Source organism: Streptomyces sp. NPDC042336 (assembly GCF_055581985.1).
Window position 1 is genome coordinate 25628 of record NZ_JBVJEA010000034.1, and the last position, 12323, is coordinate 37950.

Annotated in this window: 6 protein-coding genes; 1 reads left to right on the forward strand and 5 read right to left on the reverse strand. The window is 73.0% G+C overall.

The features are described from left to right. Positions 1-11: 11 nt before the first annotated feature. From ACZ6IM_RS38095 to ACZ6IM_RS38110, 4 genes are all read right to left on the reverse strand, one after another. Complete coding sequence (locus ACZ6IM_RS38095; protein WP_052837663.1) at positions 12-1076, reverse strand: lipoate--protein ligase family protein; 1065 nt, start codon at positions 1074-1076, stop codon at positions 12-14. A gap of 61 nt (positions 1077-1137) precedes the next feature. Then, complete coding sequence (locus ACZ6IM_RS38100) at positions 1138-2142, reverse strand: HAMP domain-containing sensor histidine kinase (protein ID WP_469563290.1); 1005 nt, start codon at positions 2140-2142, stop codon at positions 1138-1140. 138 nt (positions 2143-2280) lie between these two features. Further along, complete coding sequence (locus ACZ6IM_RS38105; protein WP_469563293.1) at positions 2281-9201, reverse strand: glycoside hydrolase domain-containing protein; 6921 nt, start codon at positions 9199-9201, stop codon at positions 2281-2283. Between the two features lie 147 nt (positions 9202-9348). Then, positions 9349-10191 carry a helix-turn-helix transcriptional regulator gene (locus ACZ6IM_RS38110; RefSeq protein WP_469563295.1) on the reverse strand — a complete coding sequence of 281 codons (843 nt, stop codon included), beginning with the start codon at positions 10189-10191 and terminating at the stop codon, positions 9349-9351. 264 nt (positions 10192-10455) lie between these two features. On the opposite strand from ACZ6IM_RS38110, the gene ACZ6IM_RS38115 reads away from it, so the two are divergent. Continuing rightward, complete coding sequence (locus tag ACZ6IM_RS38115; protein ID WP_469563298.1) at positions 10456-11394, forward strand: SDR family oxidoreductase; 939 nt, start codon at positions 10456-10458, stop codon at positions 11392-11394. A 142-nt stretch (positions 11395-11536) separates the two neighbouring features. On the opposite strand, the gene ACZ6IM_RS38120 is transcribed toward ACZ6IM_RS38115, so the two are convergent. Then, complete coding sequence (locus ACZ6IM_RS38120) at positions 11537-12322, reverse strand: DEAD/DEAH box helicase family protein (protein WP_469563301.1); 786 nt, start codon at positions 12320-12322, stop codon at positions 11537-11539. Position 12323 lies beyond the last annotated feature (1 nt).

Consider the following 12323-nt stretch of genomic DNA (forward strand, 5'->3'; position numbering starts at 1 on the left):
GCCCAAGGGCCTCACGGCACCCGGGCGGTCCACTCGGCGGAGGAGAACTTGGCGCGCGCCAGCTCCCGGGCCCGGGTCAGCTCCTCGTCCGTCACCTTGCCCTGGGTCAGCCCGTACCGCCCGGCGAAGGAGGAGATCATCCGCTCGATCACGGCCCCGCGCGCCAGTCCGGTCTGCCGGCGCAGCGGGTCCACCCGCTTCTTCGCGGACTTCGTGCCCTTGTCGGACATCTTCTCCCGTCCGATCCGCAGCACCTGAAGCATCTTGTCCGCGTCGATGTCGTACGACATGGTCACGTGGTGCAGTACGGCGCCGGGGCCGCCCCCGGGTCCCACGACGCGCTTCTGGGCGGCGCCCGCGATCTTGCCCTGGTCGGTGGCGATGTCGTTCAGGGGCTGGTACCAGGCGCGGATGCCCATCTCGCCGAGTGCGCCGAGCACCCAGTCGTCGAGGTAGGCGTAGCTGTCCTGGAAGGAGAGGCCCTGCACCAGCGCCTCCGGCACGGACAGGGAGTAGGTGATCGTGTTGCCGGGCTCCACGAACATCGCGCCGCCGCCGGAGATGCGGCGCACCACCTCGATGCCGTGCCGGGCGGCGCCCTCGGGGTCCACCTCGTTGCGCAGGGACTGGAAACTGCCGATGATCACCGCCGGGGCGCCCCACTCCCACACCCGGAGCGTCGGCGGCCGCCGGCCCGCGGCGACCTCGGCGGTCAGCACCTCGTCGAGGGCCATGTGCAGGGCGGGGGACTGCGGGCCCTCGTGGATGAGCTGCCAGTCGTAGTCCGTCCAGTCCGTGGCGTGCGCCAGCGCGCGGCGCACGGCGATGCCGACGCCCTCCGAGGTCAGCCCGTACATGACGGTGCCCTCGGGCACGGCCGCGTCGATCCGGGCGGCCAGTCCCGCCGCGTCGGTGTCCGCGGGGGCGCCCTCCAGCGCGCGGTTCACGGCGTCCAGCGCCTCGTCCGGTTCCAGGAAGAAGTCGCCCGCCACGCGCACGTGCCGCAGCACGCCGTCCTCGGCCTCCACGTCCACGACGACCAGCTTGCCGCCGGGGATCTTGTATTCACCGTGCACCGTTCCGCCTCCGTTCCGCATCGGGGGCAACAGTGCGCCCGCCCGGTGTGTTCCCGCCCCCTCACCCGATCCGGTCGGCCACCCGGTCGCCGGCGGGCACGGTCAGCCTCACCTCGGTGCCGCCCCCGCGCGCCGGGCCGACGACGAGGTCGGCGCCGATCAGCAGGGCGCGCTCGCGCATGCCGCGGATCCCGGCTCCCTCGGCTTCCCCGCCGAAGCCGTCCAGGCCCCGGCCGTCGTCGCGCACCCGCAGCTCGACGCCGTCGCCCGCCCGGGCCAGGGTGAGCCGTACCAGGCGGGCGCCGGAGTGCCGGGCCGCGTTCGTGAGGCCCTCCTGGGCGACGCGGTAGAGCACCAGGTCGGCGTTGTCGCCGAGGGCGGGCAGGCCGGAGGCGATCTCGTGGCGCACGGTCAGTGAGGGCCCGGTGAACTCGTCCGACAGCGACCTCAGGGCGCTGGTCAGACCCAGCTCCTCCAGGACGCCGGGGAGCAGACGGCGGGCGATGCGACGGATCTCGTCCAGGCTGGCCCGGGTGGTCTCCTGCACCTGCGCCAGTTGCTCGCGCACCTCGTCGGGCGCCTGGTCCGCGACCCGCTTGAGGTCCAGCAGCACGGCGGCGAGGGTCTGCCCCACCTCGTCGTACAGCTCCTGGGCGACCCGGTGGCGTTCGGATTCCTGCGCGCTCAGCGTGCGGGCGGCGCTCTGCGCGCGTTCGGCCTCCAGCCGGTCGAGCATGGTGTTGAAAGTGGTGATCAGTTCGGCGATCTCGCCGTCGCCGTCCACCTTGGGACGGACCCGCGGGCGCAGCAGGTCGGTCGTGGTCATGGCGTGCGCGAGCCGGCGCAGCGGCCCGAGACCGATCCGCAGCAGCAGCACGTTGGCGACCAGGATCACCACCAGGCCCGCCGTGAGGATCGCGGCCTCGGTGAGCAGGACGGGCGTCGACACGGTGACCGGTCCCAGCAGCAGTGCGGTAGCGGCGACCAGCACCACCGAGTTGAACAGGGAGATTCTCCAGAACAAGGACACCGCAGCAGCGTCGACGACACACGGCACCCGGTCCATCGGGTGCGGCACCCATTTCGACCGACACGCACCACCACCGTCACGTACGACCACCACCGCCGCGCGGCGGTGGTGGTCGTACGCCTTTCGTGGTTCAGCGGCTGCCGGGTGCTCTCGCCCGGCAGCCGGGCCCCCCGCTCACGCCACGCCCCGTGTCGCCTCCCATTCCCGGGCGGGCGACCAGAGCCCGGTGCCGCCCGCGCCACCGTCACCGCCCCCGCCGACGGCGCCCCGGCCGCCGGCCGCGGTCCACCGGTGCGGGTGGTCGTCCGCCGTCCGCCGGAAGCCGACCGTGTAGGTCCGGGTGTACGCGCCGTTGGCCGAGGTCACCGTGACGGTGCGGGTGGTCAGGCGGGACCGGGACGACGAGACGGTGGCACTGCCGTCGGTGACCTTCACCCGCGCACCGGACTCCGCCGGCACGGCGCCGACGGCGGGGATCCTCGCGTGCTCCGGCCAGTCCACCACGTACGTGCCCACCTCCGGGTCGAACCCGTCGAGCGCGGCGCCCCCCACGGTCAGGGCGGAGGCGTCGGCCGCACTGGCCTTCGTGGCGTCCGGGAAGTCGGTCACCGTGACCGACCCGTCGGTGTTCACGACCACGTCCGCCGCCATCGCCGCCGCCAGGTTGATCCGCTGCCAGGCCGGCCCGCCGGACCCGGTGAGGTCGAGCGGGTACCCGGAGTCCGTCGCCGTCTGCTCCAGTACCTGGGCGCGCTGCTCGGGGGTGAGGTCCGGGAATGCGGTGATCAGCAGGGCCGCCGCGTCGGACGGCGCGTCGAGGGCCTGCCCGGCCTCGCCGGTCCGCGAGAAGCCGTAGGTCAGGCGCCGCGTGTACAGGTCCACGTCCTGCGCGGTGCTCAGCCCGGCGTACGGGTCGCCCGCGCAGGCCGTGAGGGTGTCGCCGTAGCCCTCCTCCTCGCACCGCGCGAGCAGCACGTTCTCGATCTCGGTGTGGGCCTGCATGAGCAGCTTCTCGAACTCGGGGTCCGCCCAGCGGTGCGCCACGGTGGCCTGCGCGGTGACACGGCCGCCCATGACGTCGAGCGGGTAGTGGAATCCGAGGACGATCCGGTTGTCCCCGTACTCCGAGGTGCGCGCGAGGATCGACGGCGCCAGGTCGGGCAGCAGTGTGGCGAGGACGGTCCCGGCCTCGTAGCCGCCGTAGGTGTGGCCGCTCGGGTAGGAGCCCTGGCCCGCGAGGCCGCTGTACGAGCTGCCCTGCGACTCGTAGATCGCGCCGCCGTCCCCGGCGAAGCCGAGCCGCACGTACGGGCGCAGGTACTGGTAGTGGTTCTTCGCCGCGTCGTGGGTGTCGAGGTTCTTGGTGACGCGGCCGAACAGCGCGCTCGTCTTGGGCAGTCGGCCTTCCTTCAGCGCTTCGCCGTACAGCGGGCCGAGCCGGGAGCCGAGGCCGTCGGCCATCGTGACGGTGGCGCTGTTGGACGCGTCCACCTCGGCCCGGTCGACCTGCTGCCGTGTCGCCGCGTTGTTGACGTCGACGGTGATCCTGTCGTTCTCGGCCGTGAGTGAAGTGCCCGCGGTCCACTTCTCGTTGGCGCCGAGGGTGTCGGAGCCCAGGTCGTCGAAGCCGCCGAGGAGCTGGTTGAAGTAGTCGCTCCCGTCACCGGTCGCGGGCCACGCGTCCGACGCGTAGGCGGCGTCGAGCACGTCGTCCGGGAAGGGGGACGGCTCGTAGTCCGCCGGGTCGGAGGCGGCCGTGGCCGCGGCCCTCGTACCGGGGCCGTCCGAGCTGCCGGCCAGGGTCACCGCGGTCACGGTGGCGGTGTGCGCCTTCGCCGCCCTGTTCCCGGTCGTGAGCAGCGCGGTGTCGGCGGTGCCGGACACGTGCGCCGTCGTTCCGTCGTCGAGGGCCACGGTGTAGCCGACGACCGGGAAGCCGCCGTCGCCGGCGGCCCGCCAGCTCACCCGGACCCGCTCGCCGTCGGTGACCACGCCCGTGACGGTCGGCGGCTGCGGCCTGGCGTCACCCGTGACGGCGGGCCGCGTCGCCGCGCTCCAGGGGGAGTCGCCGAGGGCGTTGACCGCCCGGACCCGCGCCGTGTACGACCTGCCGTCCCCGAGCCGGGTGAACACCGTGCTCCGGCTGTCCGGATCGGCGATCTCGACCTGGTGGCCGCCGCCGAGCGTGATCTCGTAGCCGGTGACCGGTGAACCGCCGTCGTCCCCGGGCGCGGACCAGGTGACCTTCACGGCGGTGCCGGACGAGGTCGCCGACACCGCGCCGGGAGCGGCCGGCACCGTCCTGCGCTTCGTGGTGAGCGCGGACCTGGCGCGGTCGAGGGCCGTGTACCGCTCGGTGAGGGTGCGGTCCGTGGCCGCGTCGTCCGCCAGGGCCGTCCTGGCCGCGGTGAGCGCCGTGCTGAACGCCGTCCACGAGGTGTCCGTGTAGCGCTCGTTGCCGAGGGCGGAGGCGGTGGTGACCAGGTTCTCCAGCTTCAGCCTCGGCAGCGGCACCAGCTGGTTGGCGGCCAGGGTCAGGCTCCGGGTCCGCAGGTCGGCCTCCAGCTGTGTCGCGTCCCGGGCGCCGAGGAGGCCGCGGGCGGCGGCGAGTTCGCGCCGGAACACCCCGAAGTCGATCGTGCCGTACCGGGCCGCGTCGTCGGCGAGACCCTCGTACTGCTCGATCGCCTTCCGCAGGGCGGACAGGTCCGTCTCCGCGGGCGCCTCGACGTGACCGAAGGTGAGCCGGCCGAGGTTGGCGACGTACGGGTGCGCGGAGTCCGCGTTCGTCGTCAGCCGCAGGTGCACGGCGTGCGTGCCGGTGATCGCCTTCGGCAGGGTCAGGCTGGTCGTGCCGCCCGAGGACCACGCGCTGCCGGTGACCGGCAGGGGGACGGTCGCGTACGGCGTACCTGGTGCGTCCGCGTCGAAGGAGTCCAGGTACAGCTGGACGGCCGAACCGGTGCCGCAGCGGGCGGAGTTGTTGACGTAGGTGAGCGTGACGGTGTTCTTGGGCGAGTCGCCGAAGTCGATGTCGCCGTAGTCGAGCCAGGCGCCGTCGTAGGTGCCGCCGAGGCTGGTGGCGGAGCCCGCGTCGCTCCAGCCGGCCGGCTCGCTCTTGAGCCCGCCGCCGCTGTTGCCCTCGAAGGCCGTGGCGTCGAACACCACCGGGGCGTCCGCCTGGCGTGTGAGGGTCAGCGCGTACACGTTGGCGACGTAGGGCTGGGCGTCGGTCTGGGTGCTGGAGACGAAGACGGCGAACACGTCCTGGTCGCCGCGGAAGGTGTCAGGGGCGAGCCGCACGCTCGTGGTGGCCACGGTTCCCCAGCCCGAGCCGGTGTAGTCGAGGGGGACCTCGACGGCCGTCGGGCCGTCCTTCGCGCCCAGGCGCAGTTCGATGTGCGAGTCCGACGCGGCGCGGGAACGCGGCTTGTCGTAGCTCACGGTGACGGTGTCGGCGCCGTCACCGAGGCCGGTGTCCCGCCACTGGGCCCACGCGCCGTCCGTCACGTTCTCGAAGAGGCCGCCCGAGAGCTTCAGCGGAAGCGAACCGCCGCCCGTCGCGGTGGAGTTCGCCGCGGTCAGCCTGGCGAGCGTCGTCTCCGGGGAGGACGACGGGGCGGACCGGGGCGAGAACTGGTACCAGTCGAAGTTGGACACCCACTGCCGCCCCGAGGGAGCGTGGAAGACGAACGTCGCGCCCGACGCCTCCAGCAGCGCCTCCGGGTCGGTGACGGCCGCCTGGACGGTGGTGTAGTACTGCCAGCCGCCGGTCCCCGGCAGCGGGACGGTGGCGACGACAGGTCCTTCGGCGTCCCCGGCGTGGATGTCCACGCTGCTCGGCTGCGCGGTCGTGGCCTGCGCGTTGGCGTAGCGCACCGAGACGCTCCGCGGGGCGACCCCGCCGAAGTCGAGGTCCGTGTACTGCTCCCAGGCGCCCTCGGTGACACCGCCGAGGTCGCCGTCCGAGTAGTACGCCTCCTTCACGAGGCTGGGGCCCTCCATCCGGTCGGGGTCCTCGGCCTGGAGCACGGCGTAACCGCCCTCGTCCAGGGTGAGCGCGTCGGCGGCGGACCGGAGTGCGTCGTGCGCGGCCATCAGCGTGCCGGTCGGGGAGGCGGGGTCCGCGAGGACGGTCCGCGCGCGTTCCAGCGCCGCCCGGAAGATGCCGTAGGAGCCGTCGGAGTAGTTGCCCTCGCGTACCAGGGACGCCTCGTCGGCCAGGGCGGCGAGGCTCTCGCGGTGCACCGCCGCGGCCGAGACGACCAGCGGGTCGGTCACGGACACGCCGGTGCCGGTCACCGTGGCGGCCTCAACGCCGTGCGGGAAGGCCCGGTCGCGGAAGGTGATGCCGAATCGCGCGTCGGTCTTCGTGGTGCCGGTGAGCTTCAGCGAGGCCGTACGCCTGCCGGTCACCCCGAGGTCGGCCTCGACGCCGTCCGGGAGGCCGGTGACGCTCGCCGCGCCGGTCCGGGTGAGGCTGGTGCCCTTCCGCGCCGTGAACGTCGCCCGACCGGACAGGCGCAGCTCGACTCGTGCGTCGACGGTGCCGTCGGCGGCGGTCTCGACGGTCTCCGGCCGGGCGGAGACGACGGTCGTGCCCTTGCCGGACCCGCTGCCGCCGTCACCGCTGTCGCCCGTGTCGGTGTTCAGCGAGTACGCGGGCTCGGTGCGCGAACCCCAGGCCGACGGCTTGGAGCCCATGTCGAACGTCAGGGTGCCTCCGGCGACGATCTGCGAGTAGTCGAGCCACGTGTTGGAGAACCGCTTGCCGTTGAGCGTGGCACGCTGCACGTAGTAGTCGCTCGGTGAGACTCCGTCGGCCCGCACCGTGAAGCTGGCCCCGTTGGCGTAACGGATCGTCGTCGAGTCGAAGAACGGGCTGCCGATCTGGAACTGGCTGGAGCCCGCGGTCACCGGGAACAGCCCGAGGGCGGCGGCGACGAACATGGTCGACATGGTGCCGGCGTCGTTGTCCATGGTCGGCAGGAAGCCGTCCGGGGCGAGTTCGTAGACCTTGGTCTTCACCGGGGGCCTGAACTCGCCGCCGGAGCTGGGGGCTTCGCCCGTGGAACCCGTCGCGATGTACCGGTTCCAGGTCTCGCCGGTGTAGATGGCGCGCACCCACTTCTGCGTCAGGTTCGGCTCACCGACGTAGTTGAAGAGGTAGGGGGCCTGGAGGTCGATCTCGTTGGCGTTGGAGTGCAGCATGGTGGAGCCGTCGTCGGCGTCGGAGTCCTCGCCGAACATGTGCCGGATCGCGGCCCGGCCGGCCTGCTCGCCGCCCATGGCCTCGATCAGGCCGCCCATGTCGTACGCGTCGTACCAGTGGTACTGCCAGAGGGTGCCCTGGTAGAGCCTGGCTTCCTCGAACTTCTCGTAGTCGACGCCCTGCCAGTCGCCCTCACCGTCGCGCGGGGTGAGCAGGCCCACCTCGGTGCCGTCGGCCGCGGTCCAGGCGCCCGGCTTGACCAGGTTGTCGATCGCCATCGTCGCCTGCTCGCGCAGCTTCTTCGCGTCCGCGTCCTCGCCCAGCGCGTCGGCGATGACGGACAGCGCCCACTGGTCGTAGCCGCGCTGCACCGTCGTACCGGGGTCACCGGCGATGTAGCCCTGCCGCAGCTGCGTTCCGGTGTAGTAGCCGGTGTACGACTTCAGCGCCGGGTACGCCTCGTCGAGCCGGTCGAAGTCCTTGAACCCCTTCGACAGCGCGTCGGCGATCACCACGGCCGAGCGTTCCCAGCGCACGGTCGGCACCGAGTGGGTGAGGCTGCCGAGGCTCTTGCCCGAGGTGTGCGCGTCGGCGAAGAGGATGACGGCGGACTGCACCATGTCCCGGTAGGTCGACGGGTCGATGTAGGCCTCGACCGAGTACTTGCGGAAGTCGTCCCAGGTGGACCAGCCGTCGTAGTACGTGAAGCCGTTCGCCCGGTGCACCGCGCCGTCGACGCCCCGGTAGGTGCCGCTGGTGCTGGTGGCGTTCACCGGCAGCGCGTACATGCGGTACAGGTGCGTGTAGAACTGCCTGGTGAGCGTCGAGTCCGGGTCGGCCTTCCTCGAGGCCTTCACCGCGACGGCGCCGAGCGTGCGGTTCCAGTCCGCCTTCGTCCGCGCGCGCACGTCCGCGAAGCTGCGGCCCGCCACCTCGTGGTGCTGGTCGGTGGCGGCCTGTTCGGCGCTGATCGGCGACAGTGTGACGCGCAGCTCGATGTCGTCGCCGTCGGCCTCGTCGAACCCGAGCACGGCTCCGGTGTCGGTGCCGTCCTGCGCGGTCGCGTCGCTCAGCGTGCCGTCGTCGCCCCAACTGCGCAGCGAGGTCACGGGGGCGTTCGTGGTGGCGTGGTAGTACAGGCGGTACGAGGCGCCGTTGAAGGACCCGGCGACCAGTCCGCTGATCGCGGTGGTCCCGTCCTTGAGCGTGGTCGCCTCCAGGGTCGCGCGGGTGCGGCTGGTGAAGTTGTTCGCCAGGTCGAGCACGAGCTGGGGCCGGGAACCGGCCGGGAAGCGGTACCTTTCGAGGGCCGTGCGGGTCGTCGCGGTCATCTCGGCGTCGATGGTCCCGGCGGGGGACCCGAGGCCCACCCGGTAGGAGCCGGGCGACGCCGACTCGTCGTCGTGGCTGTAGGGGTGGGCGTAGGTGCTCGTGGCCGGGCGCTTGTCGTACTGCTGCGACGTCGGGACGACCAGCAGGTCGCCGCCGCCGCCCGAACCGCCCACGCCGTCCAGATTGGTGGCGGTGAACCCGGCGATGTGGTCCTCGTCGTAGTCGTACCCCGAGTGGTTGCGGCCCGGGACCGTCATCGGGTTGACCTTGGCCAGGCTGTGCGGTGCCTGGGCGCCGGGGAGGTCGTTGCCGTCGTCGCCCGCAGTGGACACGAACGGGTCGACGAGCTTCGTGTAGTCCGTCCCGCCGGAGGACGATGCGGCCGAGCCCGACGGAGGGGAGTCCTTGGCGGCGGGTACGGCCACGGCGGTGCCGCCGCCCGTCAGCGCGGCCAGGCCGAGCGCCCCGGCGAGCACCGCGGCGAGCGTGGTCCGCAGGGCTCGGGGGCGGGACGACGGCCGGATCGGCGGTCTCTTGGATCTGTCAGGCATGACGAGCACGGACCCTCTCCCTGTGGACAACGTTGTCAAGCAACATCCGAGGCGTGCGCCCCGGGTAGACGCCTCCGCCATCACATAGGGAGAAGTCATACAACGGGGAAACGGAGTTCGTACAGAGCCTTCGCGTACGCGGCGCGGTCAGCCGATCGGCTGGACGCCGATCACGGACAGCAGACGCAGCTTGTCGTGGCTCTCGGAACCGGGGGCGGCGGTGTAGACGAGCAGCAGGTGCGACTGGTCGGGGTCGAGGAGGGTCTGGCAGTCCAACTCCAGGAGCCCGACCTCGGGGTGGCGGAAGCGTTTGACCCGGCCGGGACGGACGCCCACCTCGTGCGTGTCCCACAGGACGCGGAACTCCTCGCTGCGCTCCAGGAGGAGGCCGGCGTAGTGGGCGGCCCGGGAGCCCGGCCCCCTCAGCGTGACGACCTGGCGCAGTCCGGACGCGAACATGCGGGAGAGCAGGTCGTGGTCCTCCGACGCGTACAGGGCGCGGGTGGCCGGCCGGGTGAACCAGCGGTAGCCGATGCTGCGTTCCGGGCCGGTGAACTTGGTGGTGTCGCCGGTCAGGGCCACGCCGAGCGGCGTCTGGCGCAGCGTCTCCCCGAGTTCGGTGACGATCTCGGCCGGAGTGTCGGCCAGCCGGTCGAGGATGCGCAGCAGGCCCGGGCCGACGTGCTCGCCGGCCGAGCCGCGCACGGGCGGATTGTGTCCGGCCAGGCGGAAGAGGTGGTCGCGTTCGTCCAGGGACAGGTGCAGTCCCTGGGCGATCGAGGCGGCCATCTGGGCCGAGGGCTGCGGGCCGCGCTCCCGTTCCAGTCGCGCGTAGTAGTCGGTCGACATGTGGCACAGCGCCGCGACCTCCTCGCGACGCAAGCCACTGGTCCTGCGGCGCGCTCCCCGCGGGAGTCCGACGTCCTCGGGCTGCAGCAGCTCCCGCCGGCGCCGCAGGAAGGCGGCGAGCCCGCTCCGGTCGATCTCCATGAGGCCCTCTCCTCCTGTACCGCTTCCCCCCTTTCTATCGCCGTCGCGGCGGCGCAGCCACGGATCGCCGATCCCCCTCTCCGGCGCCCGGACCGGCTCCGGCAGGGCCGTGAGCGGGCGCCGGCCTGCGCGGGGATGGAAGGCAGCGCCGGCCTCGGCCGTGCGATCAGGGGATCGGCAGGCCCTGCATCCCGTCACCGGATCCGGTCATGGTGGACGTGACGACACGACGAGGCAGGCAACGACACCCCCAGGAGCACGCTCATGCCACGCACCGACTTCGACATCACCGTCCCCGATCTGACCGGCCGGCGCGCGGTCGTCACCGGCGCGAGCGACGGCCTCGGGCTCGGCATCGCCACCCGCCTCGCGGCCGCCGGTGCCGAGGTGCTCCTGCCGGTCCGCAACCCGCGCAAGGGCGAGGCGGCGCTCGACGCGATCCGGGCGCGGGTGCCGGGCGCGGAGGTGTCCCTGCGCTCGCTCGACCTGTCCTCGCTCGGCTCCGTGGCGGCGCTCGGCGAGACGCTGCTGGCGGAGGACCGCCCGATCCACCTGCTGGTCAACAACGCCGGCGTCATGACACCGCCCGCGCGGCAGACGACCGCGGACGGGTTCGAGCTGCAGTTCGGCACCAACCACCTCGGCCACTTCGCCCTCGTCGCCCGCCTGCTGCCGCTGCTGCGGGCCGGCCGGGCACGGGTGACCTCGCAGATCAGCGTCGCGGCGAACCGGAACGCCATCAACTGGGACGACCTGAACTGGGAACGCTCCTACGACGGCATGCGCGCCTACAGCCAGTCGAAGATCGCCTTCGGCCTCTTCGGCCTGGAACTCGACCGCCGCGGCGCGGCCGGTGACTGGGGCATCACCAGCAACCTCTCCCACCCGGGCGTCGCCCCCACCAACCTGCTCGCCGCCCGCCCCGAGGTGGGCCGCGCCCGGGACACCCTGGGCGTACGGGTCATCCGCGTCCTGTCCGCCCGCGGCATCCTCCTCGGCACGGTCCGCACCGCGCAGCTCCCCGCGCTGTACGCCGCCACGTCGCCGCAGGCCGAACGGGGGGCGTTCTACGGCCCCGGCGGCCCGGGCCGGCTGGGCGGCCCGCCCGCACGACAGAAGCTCTACAGCCGCCTGCGGAGCACGGACGACGCCCGTCGGATCTGGGAACGCTCCGAGGAACTGACCGGCCTGCGCTGCGGGTGACGGCGACGGGCCGCGCCGGTGGTACACGGCATTCCCCCCCCGGGGGGCCGTTCCTGATGTCGGACGGACCGGCCGGAGCACGGACGCGGATGAGTGCGGGCCGCGGGGCCGGCCTCCGGTGGAGGGCCCCTCCTGGGAAGGGCTACGAGGACAAGTCCGCGACGGCGTCGCGCACCTCGGCGGCCACCTCGTCCACGGAACGCCCCGAGCAGTGCAGTCGGCGCACCGCCAGGCGGGGGCGGGTGCGGGAGAGGTGCCCCAGCACGGCGTCGTAGCGCTCCCGGGTCGCCGCGAGGAACGCCTCGGTCTCGTGGAGTTCACCCCCGCGGGGGCGTTCCCCGGTGCGGCGAAGGGCTTCGGAGACGGGCAGGTCGAGGAGGAGGAGGCCGTCCGGGAGGGTGACGCCGAAGTGGCGGGCGAGGGTGGTGGACAGGACGTCCGGGGGAAGGGCGCCCCAGCGCAGTACCTCCGTGCCCGCCGCCCAGGCGTCCGTGCCCCCGGTGCGGGTCCGCAGCCAGTCGCGCACCGCGCGTGCGGCGTCCGGGTCCTGCTTGCGCCACCAGGCGTCCACGTCGGTACGGGGCTCGACCACCTGCCGGGCGCGGGCGAACAGGGGCAGGTAGACCAGAGGGTCGACGAGCGGGTGCCGGTCGGCGAGGACGGTCCGGCCGCCGGCCGCCACGTGCCGCTCCGCCGGACCGAACAGACACAGCTGGAGGTACAGGACACAGACCTTGAGCTGGACGCGGCCCACCTCGTCGGCCGCGGAGGAGGCGCCGGCCAGCGCCGCGGACAGCTCGGTGCCCGGATTGTCCGGGTTCTCGTGTCCCCGCACGGCGTGCACGACCCCGACGCCGTCCCGTTCGCGGAGGCGGCGGAGCACCGTCGTCTTCCCGGTTCCGTCGATGCCGATGAGGGCGACGCGCACC